General features: G+C 31.9%; 18 protein-coding genes. 7 read left to right on the forward strand and 11 right to left on the reverse strand.

The window, feature by feature from the left end:
• Positions 1 to 2 precede the first annotated feature (2 nt).
• The 3 genes from BXU10_RS10450 (at position 3) to tsaB (ending at position 3,717) form a co-directional block, all read left to right on the forward strand.
• The gene (locus tag BXU10_RS10450; protein ID WP_078227275.1) at positions 3 to 1,454 is read left to right on the forward strand and encodes a TolC family protein; all 1,452 of its coding nucleotides are present in this window, start codon (positions 3 to 5) and stop codon (positions 1,452 to 1,454) included.
• 6 nt (positions 1,455 to 1,460) lie between these two features.
• Positions 1,461 to 2,756 carry an efflux RND transporter periplasmic adaptor subunit gene (locus BXU10_RS10455; protein ID WP_078227276.1) on the forward strand — a complete coding sequence of 432 codons (1,296 nt, stop codon included), beginning with the start codon at positions 1,461 to 1,463 and terminating at the stop codon, positions 2,754 to 2,756.
• Positions 2,757 to 3,045: 289 nt separating this feature from the next.
• On the forward strand, positions 3,046 to 3,717 hold the full coding sequence (gene tsaB, locus BXU10_RS10465; RefSeq protein WP_078227278.1) for a tRNA (adenosine(37)-N6)-threonylcarbamoyltransferase complex dimerization subunit type 1 TsaB: 672 nt from the start codon (positions 3,046 to 3,048) through the stop codon (positions 3,715 to 3,717).
• Positions 3,718 to 3,724: 7 nt separating this feature from the next.
• On the opposite strand, the gene BXU10_RS10470 is transcribed toward tsaB, so the two are convergent.
• The 3 genes from BXU10_RS10470 to BXU10_RS10480 all read right to left on the reverse strand — a co-directional run bounded on the left by BXU10_RS10470 (position 3,725) and on the right by BXU10_RS10480 (position 6,064).
• Positions 3,725 to 4,537, reverse strand: coding sequence for a mechanosensitive ion channel family protein (locus tag BXU10_RS10470; RefSeq protein ID WP_078227279.1), 813 nt, complete (start codon positions 4,535 to 4,537; stop codon positions 3,725 to 3,727).
• A gap of 106 nt (positions 4,538 to 4,643) precedes the next feature.
• A complete protein-coding gene (locus tag BXU10_RS10475; RefSeq protein ID WP_078227280.1) occupies positions 4,644 to 5,018 on the reverse strand; it encodes a YtxH domain-containing protein in 375 nt (124 codons plus the stop codon).
• A gap of 146 nt (positions 5,019 to 5,164) precedes the next feature.
• On the reverse strand, positions 5,165 to 6,064 hold the full coding sequence (locus BXU10_RS10480) for a NifU family protein (protein WP_078227281.1): 900 nt from the start codon (positions 6,062 to 6,064) through the stop codon (positions 5,165 to 5,167).
• 122 nt (positions 6,065 to 6,186) lie between these two features.
• Here BXU10_RS10480 and BXU10_RS10485 point away from each other — a divergent pair, with 122 nt between their 5' ends.
• Entirely contained in the window at positions 6,187 to 7,188 is a 1,002-nt protein-coding gene (locus BXU10_RS10485; protein WP_078227282.1) for a type IX secretion system membrane protein PorP/SprF, read from the forward strand.
• 12 nt (positions 7,189 to 7,200) lie between these two features.
• On the forward strand, positions 7,201 to 7,719 hold the full coding sequence (locus BXU10_RS10490; protein WP_078227283.1) for a gamma carbonic anhydrase family protein: 519 nt from the start codon (positions 7,201 to 7,203) through the stop codon (positions 7,717 to 7,719).
• A gap of 2 nt (positions 7,720 to 7,721) precedes the next feature.
• Here BXU10_RS10490 and BXU10_RS10495 read toward each other — a convergent pair whose 3' ends face one another.
• The 5 genes from BXU10_RS10495 to BXU10_RS10515 form a co-directional block, all read right to left on the reverse strand.
• Complete coding sequence (locus tag BXU10_RS10495; RefSeq protein WP_078227284.1) at positions 7,722 to 8,435, reverse strand: LytTR family DNA-binding domain-containing protein; 714 nt, start codon at positions 8,433 to 8,435, stop codon at positions 7,722 to 7,724.
• A 116-nt stretch (positions 8,436 to 8,551) separates the two neighbouring features.
• Positions 8,552 to 9,658: a sensor histidine kinase gene (locus tag BXU10_RS10500; protein ID WP_078227285.1), complete on the reverse strand. Its 1,107-nt coding sequence runs from the start codon at positions 9,656 to 9,658 to the stop codon at positions 8,552 to 8,554.
• Positions 9,659 to 9,913, reverse strand: a complete 255-nt coding sequence (locus tag BXU10_RS10505) for a DUF4907 domain-containing protein (protein ID WP_223255418.1) — start codon at positions 9,911 to 9,913, stop codon at positions 9,659 to 9,661.
• Positions 9,914 to 9,983: 70 nt separating this feature from the next.
• Positions 9,984 to 10,991, reverse strand: a complete 1,008-nt coding sequence (locus BXU10_RS10510; protein WP_031454460.1) for a kelch repeat-containing protein — start codon at positions 10,989 to 10,991, stop codon at positions 9,984 to 9,986.
• A 15-nt stretch (positions 10,992 to 11,006) separates the two neighbouring features.
• Entirely contained in the window at positions 11,007 to 11,849 is an 843-nt protein-coding gene (locus BXU10_RS10515) for a DUF6268 family outer membrane beta-barrel protein (protein ID WP_078227287.1), read from the reverse strand.
• Positions 11,850 to 12,081: 232 nt separating this feature from the next.
• Here BXU10_RS10515 and BXU10_RS10520 point away from each other — a divergent pair, with 232 nt between their 5' ends.
• A complete protein-coding gene (locus BXU10_RS10520) occupies positions 12,082 to 13,404 on the forward strand; it encodes a DUF4270 family protein (RefSeq protein WP_031454462.1) in 1,323 nt (440 codons plus the stop codon).
• On the forward strand, positions 13,405 to 14,640 hold the full coding sequence (locus BXU10_RS10525) for an aromatic hydrocarbon degradation protein (RefSeq protein ID WP_078227289.1): 1,236 nt from the start codon (positions 13,405 to 13,407) through the stop codon (positions 14,638 to 14,640).
• Between the two features lie 5 nt (positions 14,641 to 14,645).
• Here the strand turns inward: BXU10_RS10525 and murI are convergent, their stop codons facing one another.
• From murI to BXU10_RS10540, 3 genes are all read right to left on the reverse strand, one after another.
• Positions 14,646 to 15,422 (reverse strand): glutamate racemase, encoded by a 777-nt coding sequence (gene murI / locus BXU10_RS10530; protein ID WP_031454464.1) that lies wholly within the window; start codon positions 15,420 to 15,422, stop codon positions 14,646 to 14,648.
• Between the two features lie 343 nt (positions 15,423 to 15,765).
• The gene (locus BXU10_RS10535) at positions 15,766 to 16,269 is read right to left on the reverse strand and encodes an OmpH family outer membrane protein (protein ID WP_180908367.1); all 504 of its coding nucleotides are present in this window, start codon (positions 16,267 to 16,269) and stop codon (positions 15,766 to 15,768) included.
• A gap of 13 nt (positions 16,270 to 16,282) precedes the next feature.
• On the reverse strand, positions 16,283 to 17,293 hold the full coding sequence (locus tag BXU10_RS10540) for an OmpH family outer membrane protein (RefSeq protein ID WP_078227291.1): 1,011 nt from the start codon (positions 17,291 to 17,293) through the stop codon (positions 16,283 to 16,285).
• Positions 17,294 to 17,310: the final 17 nt, after the last annotated feature.

Below are 17,310 nucleotides of genomic sequence, written 5' to 3' on the forward strand. Positions count from 1 at the left end.
ATATGAAAATAAATAAATATAATAATCTTGTTTTTACCTTGTTATTTGGGCTTGGATTATCAGCTCAGGCACAAACAAAACAATGGACACTGGAAGAATGTGTGCGATATGCATTAGATAATAATATCACGATAAAACTATCTGAGTTAGATGTTAAAAACGCAGCAATAGATAAAAAAGATGCTTTTGGAAATTATCTGCCTTCTGTAAACGGTAGTGCTTCCCATTCATGGAACGTTGGTTTGAATCAAAATATTACTACCGGTTTACTTGAAAATCAAACTACACAATATTCTTCTGTAGGTCTTAGTGTGGGTGTTGATATTTACAAAGGATTACAAATTCAAAATACCTATAGAAGAACAAAACTATCTATTATTGCGTCACAATATCAATTGGTAAAAATGCAAGAGGATATTTCTCTAAATGTTGCAAATGCTTTTTTAGAAATTCTTTTCAATAAAGAAAATTTGAAAGTTAAAAAAGAGCAAATGATAATTGATGAAAAACGATTTGCCCGTTCGGAAGAGATGGTTAAAGCAGGTACAATTCCACGTGGTGATTTGTACGACCTAAAAGCTACTGTCGCAACAGACCAGCAAGCAATTATTGTTGCAGAAAATAGTTTGTTAATTTCTAAATTGAGTTTGGCGCAATTATTACAGCTTAAGGATTTTACAGATTTTGATGTAATTGATGATACCAATGTAAAAGATGAAAATAATATCTTGGCGCAAAATCCGGTAGATATTTACAACAAAGCCAAAGAGATTAGAACCGACTTAAAGATTGCACAGACTAATCTTGAAATTGCTGAAAAAAATGTAGCGATTGCTAAAGGTGCTTATCAGCCTACTTTGAGCGCTTTTTATAATTTTAATACCAGAGCAAGTTATTCAGATATTGTGACGGGATCAGTTCCGAATACGTTAAATCCAACTTCACAAATTGGTTATGTAGAAGGAACAAATCAGTCAGTTTTGACGAATAATTATTCTCCGGTTTTGGGAAGTCCAGATGGAATTTTGGATCAATTTAGTAACAATAAAGGTCAATCTTTTGGTTTTCAATTGTCAGTTCCAATTTTCAATGGTTTTTCAGTACGAAATAATGTTGAGCGTAATAAGGTAAGTTTAGAAAAATCTAAAATAGATTTAGAGCAAAAAAGTTTAGATTTGCAACGTAATGTTTACACAGCTTTTACAGATGCAAAAGGAGCATTAAATGCTTATGAATCTTCGACAGTAACATTAGAAGCAAGACAACAATCCTATAATTATGCGAAAGAAAAATATGATGTTGGTTTAATGAATTCATTTGATTTCACTCAGGCGCAGACATTACTGACCAACGCGCAATCTGATCTTATCAGAACAAAATATGATTACATGTTCAAAATAAAAATACTTGAATTTTACTTTGGGATTCCAATAGTTCCGGTTATTCAAAAATAATTTATTATGTCAAAAAAAACAATTTATTTCTTAGTCGGTGGTGCAATAGTTATTATTACTACTTTACTAATACTTTCAAAATCGGGAGTAATAGGAAATAAGGACGAAGGCAAAGAAGTAGAAACATCAAAAGTAATAGCTTCTACCATTGTTGAAACAGTTTCAGCTACCGGTAAAATTCAACCTGAAATAGAAGTTAAAATATCTCCGGAAGTTTCAGGGGAGATTATTTTGTTAAACGTAAAAGAAGGTCAGGTTGTAAAAAAAGGTGATTTGCTGGTAAAAATAAATCCGGATTTATATACGTCAAGTTATAATCGTTCTGTTTCAAATTTATCCGGAACCAAGGCTGGCTTAACTCAATCAGAAGCTAGTTTTAAAGAAGCAAAAGCGAATTATGAGCGAAATAAAACCTTGTATGATAAAGGTGTTATTTCGAAATCTGACTGGGACAAGGCTATCGCTTCATTTGAAGTTGCTAAAGCGACTAGACAAAGTTCGTATTATAATGTTCAAAGTGCTTCTGCATCAGTAAATGAGGCAAAAGATAATTTAGGTCGTACCACAATTTATGCTCCGGCAGACGGAACTATTTCAGTATTAAATGTAGAGTTGGGTGAACGTGTTCTGGGAACGCAGCAGATGGCCGGAACAGAACTTTTAAGAGTGGCTAATCTTAACAACATGGAAGTTGAAGTAGATGTAAATGAAAATGATATTGTAAAAATAAAAATAGGTGATGAAGCAAATGTAGAAGTTGATGCTTATCTAAAGAAAAAATTTAAAGGTACTGTAACAAGTATTTCGAATTCTGCAAGTACCACTTTAACTTCAGATCAGGTGACTAATTTTAAGGTAAAGGTTAGGATTTTAAAAGAATCTTACCTGGATCTGCTGGAAGGTAAGCCTGCATCATATTCACCATTCAGACCCGGAATGACAGCAACTGTTGATATTATTACAAAAACGAAAACTAATGTTTTGGCAGTGCCAATTAGCTCTGTTGTAGTAAAATCAGATACAACAGCTGTAAAAGATTTTAAAGTTGAGGATCATCCCAATGAAGATAAAAAGATTACACCTAAAAGTGATAAAAGATTCGAATGTGTTTTCGTAAAAGTCGGGGATAAAGCAAAAATCAGAATTATAAAAACAGGTATTCAGGATGATACCAATATCGAGATAATGTCTGGATTGAAATCTGGTGATGTTGTTATTACAGGTCCTTATACGACCGTTTCTAAAGAATTAAATTCCGGAGATAAGGTAAAACTTAAAAAAGCTGAAGTTCCAAAAAAGTAAATCAATAGTATGATCATTGCATTGCATGGAGTTCCGGCAGAAATCCTTTTCAGTTTGCTTGGGGCTTTTACTTTCGTAGTTATATATTTGATATGGGTGCATTACAGTGTTTATAAGACAAAATATTATAATGATGAGTTTAGATATTTTGCAGTACAAAAAAGACTTATTATATATTTAGGCTTTTTATTAGCAAATTTATGTGTAGCATTTCTGTTATTTTGGTTATTAACCTTTATTTTTGCAACTTTAATTTTCAGATGATTTTTTAATAAAAACACTTATTACATTGTCTTTTATTCTCAATATAGAAACCGCCACCAAAAATTGTTCTGTATCCATTGCTAAAAATGGTGAAACCATTATATGCAAAGAAATTGCAGAAGAAGGCTATTCACATGCTGAAAAATTACATGTTTTTATAGAAGAAATAATCGTTGAAACGGGAATTTTAGTTCATGATTTAGCAGCAGTTGCCGTAAGTCAGGGGCCTGGGTCTTATACCGGTCTGCGAATAGGGGTTTCGGCAGCAAAAGGATTATGTTTTGCATTAAACATCCCATTGATTGCAGTAGATACTTTGCAAACTTTAGCATCTCAGGCTAAAGTTACTGAAGGGAAAATAATTTCAATGCTGGATGCCAGAAGAATGGAGGTTTACAGCGCAATTTATAATGCTGACTTAGAAATTGAAAGACGAATACTTGCAGAAGTTATTGATGAAAATTCGTTTAAGGATTTTACTGAAACAATTTATTTTGTTGGTGACTGTGCAGAAAAATGCAAGTTAGTTTTGACGAATGAAAATTTCATATTTTTAGAAGATATTAAATATCCTTCGGCTGCAGCAATGAGTAAAATCAGTTATGATAAGTATCAAAAAAGCGACACTGTAGATGTCGCTTATTTTGAACCTTATTATTTAAAAGATTTTATGATTACTCCTTCAAAAAAACAATAAGTATTTTTTATTTCTGCAGCGTATAAGGTTGAATTGCAATACCTGCTTCATCTAATGCTGTTTTGCAATTCTCCAAAGTTTCAGAAAAAACAGCTCCGTAGTTTTCGTTTTTTGCCCATGGACGAACTGCGAATTCTATAGAACTTGCCGTTAAGTTCTTTACAAAAACTTCAGGTGTCGGAGTTTTAAGAACTTTAGGGTTTTTAATTAACACGTCTAACAAAATATCCTTTGTTTTTTTGATATCAGAGTCATAAGAAACGGCAAAAGTTAAATCAGCTTTACGCTCACCCTGCATTGAATAATTAATAATATTTCCATTGGATAATGCTCCATTTGGAATAAAAACAGTTTGGTTGTTTCCCGTTATTAATTTTGTAACAAAAATTTGAATTTCTGCTACTGTAGCAACAATGCCTTGTGCTTCAATAGTATCTCCTACCTTGAAAGGCTTGAAAAGGATAATCAGCATTCCGCCAGCAAAGTTTGAAAGTGAACCTTGTAATGATAAGCCCACAGCTAAACCCATTGCTCCTAAAATAGCAACAAATGATGAAGTTGGTACTCCCAGATTTGAAATAACGGTTACGAATAATAAAATTCGTAAAGCCCATAGCAATATGTCAGCAAGAAACTTAGATAAAGTGGGGTCTAAATTTCTTTTAATCATTATGTTTCTAATGATTCTGTTTGTCAATCTGATGGCGTATAAGCCAATAAATAAAATTAAAAAAGCAGAAATTAATTTCGGCGAATAATCAATTAATAAATCAATAAATCGCGTTGCGTAATTACTGAGTTGATCTGGGTTAACATCCATGTTTTTAGATAAAAAAAACCTTCTGAAAGAGAAGGTATATTAATTTTGCAAATATAAAGATTTACTGTTGAAAAAAAGTCTTAATTCTTATAAGATATAACAGTTATTAGTCATTTTCTGTTATTGTTTTTTCGCTAATGTCTACTACTGTATCATAAGCTATTGGTTGAGTATTTTCAGTTTCTACACTCTCTTTTACGGAATCAATAATGTCATTTAGAGAGTCTGTCGTTTTTTCTACATATTGACTTAGGATATCTTTTGCCTGATCAGTAAATTCCTCAGCCTCTTCGAATATAGGTTCTGAGGTTTCTTTAATTTTAGTAAAAGTTTCCTCGAAAAAAGTTTCTGCTTTTTCAATATATGAAGTTGCAGTCGTTTCTTCGGTTTCTGTATTGGCATTTTGTGTTTGAGTACTGAGGGCGACAGAGGAATTCTTAGATTTGCCGAGTAAATTTCTTAAAAACGATGATAGTCCCATGTTTCATAAAATTAATAAGTTAAATGCAATATTAACTATTTTGCTTAAATATATAGGTTTCTTTGATAAATTACTGAAAATAAGTTAAGTATGGAGCTTAAAAAAGCGCCATAAATGACGCTTTTAAATATAAATTAATTTGTTTTTTAAGCATTTAAAGCTTCAACAGTAATTTTTTCATCATTCAACATGCTTTTTAGCATATTTTCGATACCACTTTTTAAAGTAAATGTAGAGGATGGACAACCACTGCAGGCACCCTGTAAAATCACTTTTACAACTTTGTCATTTTCATTATACGAATCAAAAGCAATATTTCCTCCATCTGCTGCAACAGCCGGCTTTACATATTCTTCCAGAATGTTAATTATTTGTTGTGATGTTACGTCTAATTTATCAAAAGCTTCATCTTTTGTAATATCATTTTTAGTAGAAGTTTCAATTAAACTTTCGTCTAAAACTGTTCCTCCATTTTCAATAAACTGTTTGATGAAAGTTCTTAGTTCAAGAGTAATTTCCTGCCAGTCATTGATGTCGTATTTAGTAACCGAAATGTAATTTTCATCAATAAAAACTTCTTTCACATATGGAAACTTAAATAATTCTTTTGCTAATGGAGAAGAAGCTGTCTGGTCTATATTTTTGTATTCAACAGCATTTTTAGTCAGCATTCTGCTTACTACAAATTTTAAGGCAGCCGGATTTGGAGTTGTTTCCCCATAAACAGTTATCGGTTGTTTTTTAGACTTGTTTTCATCTATGTTTATGATGCTACCGCCGTTATTAACAAAAGCTTCAATTTGTTCAGCAACAGCATCCTGAACATCCTCCCATTCTACAATGCTGAATCTTTCTACAGCAATAAAATTCCCTGAAATATAAACTGTTTTTACGAATGGAAGATAAAATAATTGTTGAGCTAAAGGGGATGATTTTGCTTCATCGATATTTTTGAATTCAAAATTTTGATTCTGAGTTATAAAATCTTCAAATTCGAATTTTATGATCGTCGGATTTTGAGTTTCTTTTATAGTGATTTTTACCATGTCTGTATATTTTTTGTAAATTTAATAAAGTTATTTTCTACTAATGGCTATATTTGATTTTTTAATAAAATAATTAAGATTCTTTTTGTAATCAATCTTGTTAAATTTAAAAAGCATCTAATATGTTGACTTATACGAAATTGAGAATCAGAATCTTATTTGTTTTTATAATCACTTCTCTTTATTCCTATTCGCAAGAAGGGATTCCGGTATACTCTGATTATTTGTCTGATAATTATTACTTGATTCACCCCTCTATGGCTGGCGCAGCAAATTGTGCCAAAATAAGATTGACTGCCAGAAAACAATGGTTTGGTCAGGATGATGCACCCTCTTTGCAAACCTTAAGTTTTAATGGTAGAGTTGGTGAAAGGTCAGGTGCTGGTATTATCGTTTTTAATGATAAAAATGGTTATCATTCGCAAAAGGGAGTGAAACTTACGTATGCCCATCATATTATGTTTTCAAGAAGTGAACTGGATTTAAACCAGCTTTCTTTTGGTATTAGCGGAGGTTTTATTCAGAGTCAGTTGGATGAAACTGCATTTGGAGGCGTCTTTGACCCAATTGTTTTCGGATCAGTTCAAACAGATTCTTACTTCAATGTTGATGTAGGAGCTTCGTATAATTTTTTGGATTTTTATGCTCACGCGACTGTTCAAGGACTTATTGAAACCAGAAGGCAATTATATACTGATTATGAAAGTGATAATTTGAGAAAATTTCTTTTTAGCGCAGGATACGTTTTTGGAAAAACAGAAAATATTACCTGGGAGCCTTCTATTTTATTTCAATTTTTTGATAAAACGAAAGAAAAGTCTATTGATCTGAATTTGAAAGCTTATAAAAATATGGATTTTGGGAGTTTATGGGCTGCATTGTCTTACAGAAGAAGTTTTGACGGAGCAAGATACAGCGCAGGAAGCGAAGCCAATAATCAAAAATTACAGTATATAACACCTATAATTGGTCTTAATTATAAAAAAATCATGTTTGCCTATACATATTCAAACGTTACAGGCGATGTAAAATTTGATACAGGCGGTTATCATCAGATTACTCTTGGGATTAATTTGTTTTGTACCAGAGAACGATACGATTGTAAATGTCCTGCGGTTAATTAAATTTAGAATATCATGTTAATAAAAGCTGTAAACGGGAAGTCTCCCATAATTCCTGATGATTGTTATGTTGCGGAAAATGCCACTATTGTTGGCGATGTTATTTTTGGTGATTCATGTAGTGTTTGGTTCAATGCTGTGATTCGTGGCGATGTAAATTTTATTAAAATTGGGAATAAGGTCAATATTCAGGATGGTGCTATTATTCATTGTACCTATAAAAAACATCCGACAATTATTGGTAATAACGTCTCAATAGGACACAATGCGATTGTACATGGCTGTACTATTCATGACAATGTGTTGATTGGAATGGGAGCTATCGTAATGGATAATTGTGTTGTCGAAAGTAATTCGATTATTGCAGCCGGGGCAGTTTTAACACAAAACACAGTGGTAACTTCAGGAAGTATTTACGCCGGTGTTCCTGCCAAAAAAGTGAAAGATATTGATCAGTCAGATTTTGCAGGCGAAATCGAGCGTATTTCAAATAATTATGTGATGTATTCAGGCTGGTTTAAAAACGAAGATTGAATTTATAAATTGATTCTTTCGAAAAAAGCATTTTTATAGCTTTCACTAATCGGAATGCGTTTGTCGCTAATCAAAACCTTATTTTTTTGTATTGATTTTACATGCTTGATGTTGATGATGTATGACCTGTGAATTCTTGAAAAACCTTTGCTGAACAGTAGATTTTCTAATTTTATCAAGCTGATGAGTGTCAGAGTGAATTTGTTATCTGTAGTGTAGATTTTGACATAATCTTTCAATCCTTCGATAAATAATATATCCGAAAAATTCATTTTTACATTTTCATATTCGGCTCTCACGAACATAAAATCCTGCTCTAATTCAGGGACTGTTGTACTTTCCGAAATAGCCTGAACTGTTGGTGGAATTAAAATTTGTTGTGCCCTAACTACAGATTTTAAAAAACGATGAAACGGAATTGGTTTTACCAGGTAATCAACTGCACCAAGGTTAAAACCTTCAACAGCATAATCAGAATAAGCCGTTGTAAAAATAACTAAAGGTTTTTTTTCAATGGTATTTAAAAATTCAATCCCTGAGAAATGAGGCATCTGAATATCGAGAAAAATTAAATCGACATTATTTTGATTAATAAAAGACACGGCATCAATGGCATTGTTGAAAGTGGTGATTAATTCTAATGATTCAACTTTGCTAACAAAATCTTTTAACAAATCGACTGCTAAAGGTTCGTCATCAATAATTACACATCTCATCTGTTTCGATTTAAATTTTAATAAATTGGTCAAGTCAAAAGTAGCTTTAAATGAAAGATTTACAATTTAAAATTTAGTTAAAATATTAAATTAACTAGCTTTGTTTGGTATTGATTTTAATGAATGTCAGTTTGAATTTTATCTAGTTTTAAATGTAGATGTACATGATAATATTGCTTATCTTCTTTTATCGTCAATTCGTGTGCGTTAGGATATAACAAATCTAATCTGCTTTTGATATTTACTAATCCGATGCCTGAATTTTCAGGATCTTTTTCATAGCTTTCGATAGTGTTTTCAACCCAGAAATCTAGATTATTCTCTAGAATAAAAATTTTGATCTTTACATGAGCAGCTCCTTTATAATCTGTTCCGTATTTAAAGGCATTTTCAATAAATGAAATTAATAACAAAGGTTCAATGAATTTATTTTTAGTATCGCCATGAACGTTTATAACTATGGCTTCAATATTGTTGAGCCTCAATTTTTGTAATTCAATATAATTCTGAATATAATTTATTTCTTTTTCTAAAGCCACCGTTTTATTATCTGTTTCATACAGCATATAGCGCATTAATTCAGATAATGTCACGATGGCATCAGGGACCAAATCAGATTTTTTGTGAGCCAAAGAATAGATACTGTTAAGAGAGTTAAAGAGAAAATGTGGATTAGTTTGTTTTCGTAAATAATTCAATTCAGTGTTTGTTCTATGTGTTTCGGCTATTAATTTGTTTTGTTGGTTTTGATAAAATTCCGTTAAGGTTCTAATAATTGTACTAATGGCTGTAATTAGAAGATAAAAAAAGGATGGGCCTATTTTAAAAAAAAGAGGTTGCTTATGCGAACGAATCCTACCGTCCCGAACAAACATTTTGGCTTCATCGGGCATCATTCTGGGGAACATCATCTTTTGAGGCCGCAAATGATTAAACTCAGGAAAAAAATAATTGATTCGTATAAACATAAAGAATACAATTAATACAATTACAAAGACAAAAAAGAGCCAGTATTTTTTTTCTAAAAGTAAAACAGGCACCAGATAAAAATAGTTCAGATAAAACAAAATAATTCCCGTTCCCCATTGTACATAGAAATCATTGTTGATTCTAAATGGGCTTTCATAAAATTGAATCAGTGATGTCAATATAAAGAAAGTCCATATCGTAACATGGAATAAAATTTTATTTGAATTTGTATTTTTAAGGGCACCGATATTCATTTACATTTTTATTTTTAATAAAATTAAATCATTTTTGGTTACCGATGGTGATGTATTTTGATTGAGCTTTTTTACTACTAAATCAGCCACTTTTAAAGCATCTTCCTCTGAACTAAAACTTTTGACCTCGCTAATAACCGGAATAATGGTTTGCTTGATTAGAATTTTATCTTTATGCGAAATTGTATATCCCCAGCCGGATGCGGTTTTTATAGATTCAACGTGCAAAGTTTCTTTTTCTGTACAAGCTGTCAACTGCAGGGAAAATAGAATAAAAAGCAAATTCTTCCGGAATATTCTCCGGAAGAATTTTAAATTTGGGGCATTAATTATCATCGTCATTTTGTTCTTCTAACGGTTTGAATTCCCAGGCATCATCGAAATACGTTGAGCCAATTCTTCCTAACATTAAAAAACCTCTATTGTTAATTGCAAAACCTACGGCATCAGTTCTGGCAGCTCCTTCGAGTGCAGTTCTTTCTTCCCATAAGTCAGTAGAAGGATTATATTCCCATACAGTTTTAATACCTTCACCTCCTACAACGTATCCTAATCCGTTTAAGCTGAAACTGGATGCATTTGATCGGGTTATAGCATAGTCATTATTCCAGCTGTAATCATCATCATCATCCTGATCAATATCTCGAAGTCTGGTCCAAACATCAGTTGCGGGGTTAAACTCCCAAAAATCTACCTGATTAACACTGTTATTTACACCAGTTCCTAAATAGGCTTTGTCATTTATAACAAACACTGTTGCATTACGTCTTTTATTTCCGCTAAAACCGCTAACAAGTGTCCACGTATTAGCAGAATCATCATATTGATAAAAATCTTTTAAATAATTTCCATCATAACCTGTTCCAAAATAAGCTTTTCCACCCACCTGAAAACCCACTGCTCCATAACGTGCCGATCCTGTAAAATCAGTTTTTTGTGTCCATGAATTGCTGCTTGGATCGTATTGATAAAAATCTTTCAGTTTGTTTGTTCCATCATACCCAAGACCAACGTATCCTTTTTCGTTTAATGTAAAACTAGAAGCAGAACTTCTTCCAATTCCGGTAAAATCAGCTTTTTGTTCCCAATAATCTCCATTTGAGTTGTAGGCCCATAAATCTTTTAAATATTCGTCTCCAGTATACCCAGTAGCAATATAAGCATAATCTCCAATAATAAAACTGGTTGCACTAGATCGAGCCGGCCCATCAAATGATGATTTTTTAATCCAGTTTCCTACTAATTCATCATCTTCGTCATCATTACTGCAGCCTATAAAAAACAGACTTGAAAATAGTGCCGCGAATAATATTCCTTTTTTTAAATTATTCATAGTGTTTAAATTTATTTATTGTTTGTATTTGATCCCAATGCTTAAAATGTAACCGTTGCCGGTATTAAAATCATATAATTTATGATTGTTTTCGTCCAAAAGATTATATTTTTTGTCGAAGTCATAACCAGCTTTAAAATTTATGAACCAGTTTTTATCCATATTCCTTTCATATTCTAGTGCAGTTGTCATTTGGGAAGTGCTTATTTTTGCTGCCGTAGTGTATAAACCAACAGATTCATCCAGATTGTAAAAACTACCATTATAGCTATTACTCAAACTAAATTGGTTTCGTTCATTATTAGAATAAGTAAGTTTAGAATCCGGAAAGCCTATTATTAAGCTGCTTTGATTGTTTATTTTTCCAGAAAATGATATTGTAGGTATGAATTTGGGTGAACCGAAAACTGTTGATCTCTCAAAACCAATGTTTAAAGCTATTTTTGAATTTAATTGTTGATTCAATTGAAAACTTCCTAAAACACTTGCATCTGAAATACCCAAATTTTGTTGAAAATTAATTGTTGGTGTAATGACTAAATTTAATTTGGTAGCATCAGAAACTTTATGTGAAATTTTAAATTCGTTTTGAATTCGATTAAACTGATTCAGATTTTCAAAAGATTCATAAGCCCTGGCGTCGTATTTAATTGTAAGATTTGTGTATTCCAGTTTATTTGTAATTTCATTTTTATCGTTTAATTTTTTGGAAACAGATATAACGCTATTTACTTCATTAAAAGTAATTTCTTCTGTTGGTTCATTCTTTAAATTAAAATCGACACAAAGATTTTGTTGTGCCTTAATACTTAAAGTACAAACTAAAAACACCAACCAAACTAAAACCTTTATTTTCATTACTTCTTTAATTAGTCCAAAAGTAATGGGCAGCCTGTCTTAAAAAAAAGAAGATATATGTATGGTTGTTTTTGGTAGACGAAATGGCAATTTTTAAGGCTCAATAGGGTATTGATCTTTTAAAACCAGTTGTAGATGATTTTGTACTATCTATAGGCTAAAAATGCTGAATTGTATATGTTATAGTGTTCTCCAGAAATGTGCCTTTTATATTTGTTCAAAAAATTGGATTATGTATAAGTTTATATTGATGTTGTTTTTTGGCTTCGCAATAGTTTCATGTGGTACAGATACAGATGCAGGGGAATTCGTAGTTGGATCTGATTATCTGGCAGTAAACAACAAGGTAATTTTAATCGATACTGTAACGGTCGAAATGGCGACCATAAATTTCGATTCTCTTATTACGTCTAATCAAAGCAAAATTTTGGTTGGAAACTATGATGATCCTCTTTTTGGTAAGGTAAAATCAAACAGTTATTTTCAATTGGCTTCAGATTCGTATAGTTTAGCCAGTAGTTCATCTGATACAGAAGCAACAAATTATGTTTTCGATTCTATTTCCATGATTTTAAAATATGATAATTATTATTATGGAGATACAACCAAAGTACAAACATTTAATATTCATCGATTAATTCAGAAAGTGAAACCGAATACGGACGATGATTCTTTTTATAATAATTCATCTTTAAATTATAGTCCGGAGAGTTTAGGAACCATTTCCTATAAGCCCAGACCACTGGAAAAAGATTCGATCAATATTAAAATGGATGTTGCTTTTGGACAGGCACTTTTTCAAAAATTTAAGCAAAGAGAGATTACAGATTTTGACAGTTTTACAGAATATTTGAAAGGGTTCGTACTTGTTCCGTCAACTGAAAATTCTTCAAGTGTAATTGGATTTGCTTTAACCAGCAAAGTACGGCTTTATTATTCTAAAAGTTTAAGCGATACCGAAACGTCGTATATTAAAGATTTTACTTTTTTGGATCCTACTAAACAATTCAATGCCATTTCGCTGGATAAAACCGGTACTTTAATTCAGAATTTGCCAGCTTCAAACAGTAAGTTGTCCAGTTTGCTGACCAATAATCAAAGTTATATTCAGTCTGGAACCGGTTTGGCTTGCCGAATTGATTTTCCAAACATAAAACAGCTTAAGTACATATCAGATAAAGGTGCAATTGTTGATGCCCAATTGATTGTAAAACCAGTTAATAATACGTATTCTGAAAAGTATCCTTTGGCTGATTCATTGCGGGTATATGTTGCAGATAAATTAAACAGGATTAGCAGTACTTTAAATAGCTCCTCAGGTACCGCGCTATACGCTACGCTAAACAAGGAAAGTGATGAGTTTAATGAAAATGTACAATACTCATTATCACTTGGGAATTTTTTGCAGAAAGAAATGCTTAAACAATCAGATTCCAGATCATCGCTGGTTTTTGTTTTGCCAAATATTAATAAAGGCGTAAACAGGCTTGTATTAGGTGATCAAAAGCATGTGAATAATAAAATTCAATTGAAAATTTATTACCTCTCTTATTAAATGAAAAATAAAATCGCCTTTTTAAGTTGCTTCATTTTAATGTATGTAACCTCATTTTCGCAAAGTATTTCCAGTTCTCCTTATTCATTATATGGTTTAGGAAGTATATATGAAGCAGATTATGGTTCAATTCCTTCAATTGGCTCTTCCGGAATTGCACTTCCATCAGATACTTTTATTAACAACCTCAATCCCGCTTCATTAGGTTATGTGCCACTCAATCATTTTATGTTTGAAATTGGAGGAAAAGCGATTGGAACAACCTTTCAGAGTAGTTCTAAAACAGAAAAGCGTAATAATTTTCAGTTTTCGCATATTGCTTTTGCATTCCCGATAACTAAAAAATCTGCTTTTAGTATTGCTTTGCGCCCATATTCGAGTGCTTCATTCAAAATTTCAGATTTAAAATTGCCTATTTCAAATACTTCGGAATATTATACTTTGAACGCAGAGGGATCTGGTGGATTAAATAATTTTGATTTTTCATACGGTTATCGTTTAAGTAAAAAATTAGCAATGGGAGTGACGGGAACTGTGCTTTTTGGAAATACTACAGATGAAAGAAGTTATCTAATTTCAAATTCATTAACAACAATCAATAAAAAAACAGATTATAGCGGTTTACGTGCAACTTTAGGAGCTCAATATAAAATTGACTCTACTTTTACTATTGCTTCGACTTTTAAAGTGCCAAGTCAAATAAAAGCATCTAAAGTTCAGACTGTAGAAAATATAAGCAATTCAAATGAAAGCGTTATAGAATCTGATGTAGCTTCTGATGCCGATGATTATTATATGCCTTTAGAAATTGGTTTTGGAATCAGCAAACGATTCAAGAACAATTTAATTATGACTCTTGATTACGAAAAAAGTCTTTGGAGCGATACAAACCAATCAGAATTATATGGTGATTTTGTAAACCAAGATCGCTTTGCCTTGGGGTTTAGTTTTAGAAAAAATAAAGATATTAGAAGTTATTGGGATAGAGTTCAATATGGAACTGGGGTGAATTTTGACACAGGTTATCTCGAAGTTGATGGGAAAAGAGTCAATAATGCTGCAATTTCTATTGGAGTTACTTTACCTGTCGACAATACTTTTTCAGCTCTTAATATTTCGTATTCATACGGACAAAAAGGCAAGATTGGCGATGGGTTGATAAAGGAAAATTATCATAAATTATCGCTTAATTTATCATTAGACGGAATTTGGTTCGTTAAACGAAAAATAGAATAATTAGCTTAAAAATCCTTTTGGATCACGTTGTATTTATTATTTAAAATTGATTTTAAAACAGCCGGACCTGAATTGATATAAAACACAGGTTCACTTTTTTCAGCATTAGAAAAACCTACTTTTTCACGCAAAATATTTTTGGTCTGCCTGGCTACTGCTTCCCCTGAATCTATGATTTGAATGTGTTCGGGAAGAATTTTTTTAATTTGTGAAATTAAATATGGATAATGACTGCATCCTAAAACCAAATAATCAATATTGGCTTCAATCATAGGCTGTAAATAAGTCTCTAATAACCGGGTCATTTCCGGAGAATTCAGATTGCCGTCTTCGATAAGCTGAACCAATCCATAACCAACTTGCTCTATGATTTTTGTGTCATGAAACATTTCAGCAGTCTTGTTAAACAACTCACTATTCAGGGTTCCTTTAGTGGCTAAAATGCCTATAACCTGTGTTTTAGAATTATGTGCAGCAGGTTTTATGGCAGGTTCAATTCCTATAAAAGGGATGTCATATTCCGCACGAAGTTCCTGAATGGCATTTGTAGTAGCTGTATTGCAGGCTACAACAATTAATTTACAGTTGTTCTCAATTAAAAAATCTACGTTTTTTCTACTTAAAGCAACAATTTCTTCTTTGGTTTTTTGACCATAAGGAGCATTTTTACTATCTGCTAAATATATGGTTTTTTCGTTCGGAAGTAATTCGTGAATAGCGCTCCATATTGAAGTTCCTCCAATTCCGGAATCAAAAACGCCTATAGGATTATTGTTCGTCATAAAATAAAGTAATATTTTTTGAGAATCTAAATTCGTACTTTTTATTGGATTTTAAGTTAAATAAATTAGAAAATTAATCGAATGTGAGTCTTTTTTAGGTTCATATTTTTCAATTTCAAAACCAGATTTTAAAAAATAAAAAATTCCAATTTTTGCAGACTAAGAGCAGGCACTTTTTTGTCTAACAGAAACAATTTATCTAATTTGGTAAAGGATTTTCAGTTTTGATCGTATAAGGTCAAATATGGATGGTTTTACGATTAATGGAGGCGTAAAATAAAATTATAAAAACAAAAATGGCTCAACTTAAGTTGAGCCATTTTTGTAATAACAAATTTGTTTCTTAGAATCCTAAATCTTTTTTAACATCAGCAGTAATGTTTGGACCATCTGCCAATAAAAGTGTTGAACCGTCTAATACGTATTGGAAACCTTTAGCTTTTCCAACTTTTTGGATTGAAGCTCTTACTTTTTCCATTAAAGGTTTTACGATATCAGTTTCTTTTTGTTGCAATTCTTTTTGAGCATTGTCTCTGTAATCACCAATTCTCTTTTGCATATCCTGAACTTCTTTAGAGCGTTCAGCATTTACTGCTTCAGTAGCAGTAGCAGCTTCTTGTTCATACTTTTTGATTTTTGTCTGATACTCTTCAATCATTTTTTTGTATTCAGCATCGTATGTTCCACTTAATTTTTGTAATTGAGTTTGAGCATCAAGCATAGCTGGCATTTTCGACATAATCTCGCTAACATCAACATGAGCCGTTTTAGCCTGCGCATTCATTGTATTGTTTGCAGTCAAAATAAGCACTGCAGCAATTAGTAAAGTTTTGATTTGTTTCATCATTTTAAAATATTAATTAATTATTGGTCGTATTTGTTTTTTGTGTCTCGGCTTCTTTAGCTTTTTTAGCCGCTTCTCTTTCTTCTAAAATTTTCTTCTTTTTTTCTTCTAACTCTTTTTTACGCTGTTCGTAAAGTTTCTGTCTTTCTTCGGCCTTATTAACTGCAGGCTCAGTAGTTGTTGTCGGTTCAGTTGGAGTTGTTGTTGCAGGTTTAGCAGTTGTGTCAGTTTTTGCTGTTCCTGTTGTATTAGTAGTTTCAGAAACCGTGCCATTTTTTTTGGCTGCCTTTTCAGCTGCTATAGCATTTCTTTTATCTTCGTATTCTTTTCTTTTAGCTTCTTGTTCTAATTTTCTATCCTGAACTAATTTTTCCCTTGCTGCTTTTCTTGCGTCTAAAGCCTTCTGTCTATCAGCCATTGCCGGATTTTCGTCAATAGCATTTTCAATATTTTCTTTGGCTTCTTGTTCTTTTAATTGCTTTTTGGTGAGTTGTTCTCTCTTTTCTGTTCTATTTAAAATACGTATGACCTGGTCACTTATATCAAATCTTTTTGCTGAAAAAAGCATAGTCAAATCAGATGATTTGTCAAAAATAAAATCGTAATTTTTTGCTTCTGCAATATCCTGAACTGCGGTAAAGACCTGATCTTGGATTGGTTTTGCCAAAGCTGCTTTTTGACGCATTAAATTTCCGTCAACTCCAAATTGCTTTTGTTGGTATTCCAGCATTTCATTTTCAAGAAATTTAATTTCGGTTTCCCTTTCCTCAATAAGTTCTTTTGTAAGTAATGCTTTTTCGGTTTTAAGGTTTTCTTTTAATTTGTTTATTTCTAATTTTTTAATTTCGATTTCCTGCTTCCATTTAGTCGCTTTTAACTCTAATTGAGATTTAGATTCTTTGTAATCTGAAACATTTTCTAAAATATATTCCATATCGATATAGCCAATTCTAGTCGATCTTGTTTGTGCCTCATTTGTGTTTGCTGCAATCAAAGCTAAAAATATAAATAAAAATTGTTTTCTCATACGATAGGTTTTTGTCT

This window comes from Flavobacterium sp. LM4 (assembly GCF_002017935.1).
GTDB lineage: Bacteria > Bacteroidota > Bacteroidia > Flavobacteriales > Flavobacteriaceae > Flavobacterium > Flavobacterium chungangense.

What these genes read in the sequence shown, in the direction of transcription:
- BXU10_RS10450 (WP_078227275.1), top strand. Translation starts at nt 3, where the DNA reads ATGAAAATAAATAAATATAATAATCTTGTTTTTACCTTGTTATTTGGG.
- BXU10_RS10525 (WP_078227289.1), top strand. Translation starts at nt 13,405, where the DNA reads ATGAAAAATAAAATCGCCTTTTTAAGTTGCTTCATTTTAATGTATGTA.
- BXU10_RS10480 (WP_078227281.1), bottom strand. Translation starts at nt 6,064, where the DNA reads ATGGTAAAAATCACTATAAAAGAAACTCAAAATCCGACGATCATAAAA.
- murI (WP_031454464.1), bottom strand. Translation starts at nt 15,422, where the DNA reads ATGACGAACAATAATCCTATAGGCGTTTTTGATTCCGGAATTGGAGGA.
- BXU10_RS10535 (WP_180908367.1), bottom strand. Translation starts at nt 16,269, where the DNA reads ATGATGAAACAAATCAAAACTTTACTAATTGCTGCAGTGCTTATTTTG.
- BXU10_RS10520 (WP_031454462.1), top strand. Translation starts at nt 12,082, where the DNA reads ATGTATAAGTTTATATTGATGTTGTTTTTTGGCTTCGCAATAGTTTCA.
- BXU10_RS10455 (WP_078227276.1), top strand. Translation starts at nt 1,461, where the DNA reads ATGTCAAAAAAAACAATTTATTTCTTAGTCGGTGGTGCAATAGTTATT.
- BXU10_RS10470 (WP_078227279.1), bottom strand. Translation starts at nt 4,537, where the DNA reads ATGGATGTTAACCCAGATCAACTCAGTAATTACGCAACGCGATTTATT.
- BXU10_RS10475 (WP_078227280.1), bottom strand. Translation starts at nt 5,018, where the DNA reads ATGGGACTATCATCGTTTTTAAGAAATTTACTCGGCAAATCTAAGAAT.
- BXU10_RS10485 (WP_078227282.1), top strand. Translation starts at nt 6,187, where the DNA reads ATGTTGACTTATACGAAATTGAGAATCAGAATCTTATTTGTTTTTATA.
- BXU10_RS10490 (WP_078227283.1), top strand. Translation starts at nt 7,201, where the DNA reads ATGTTAATAAAAGCTGTAAACGGGAAGTCTCCCATAATTCCTGATGAT.
- BXU10_RS10515 (WP_078227287.1), bottom strand. Translation starts at nt 11,849, where the DNA reads ATGAAAATAAAGGTTTTAGTTTGGTTGGTGTTTTTAGTTTGTACTTTA.
- BXU10_RS10540 (WP_078227291.1), bottom strand. Translation starts at nt 17,293, where the DNA reads ATGAGAAAACAATTTTTATTTATATTTTTAGCTTTGATTGCAGCAAAC.
- BXU10_RS10510 (WP_031454460.1), bottom strand. Translation starts at nt 10,991, where the DNA reads ATGAATAATTTAAAAAAAGGAATATTATTCGCGGCACTATTTTCAAGT.
- BXU10_RS10495 (WP_078227284.1), bottom strand. Translation starts at nt 8,435, where the DNA reads ATGAGATGTGTAATTATTGATGACGAACCTTTAGCAGTCGATTTGTTA.
- BXU10_RS10500 (WP_078227285.1), bottom strand. Translation starts at nt 9,658, where the DNA reads ATGAATATCGGTGCCCTTAAAAATACAAATTCAAATAAAATTTTATTC.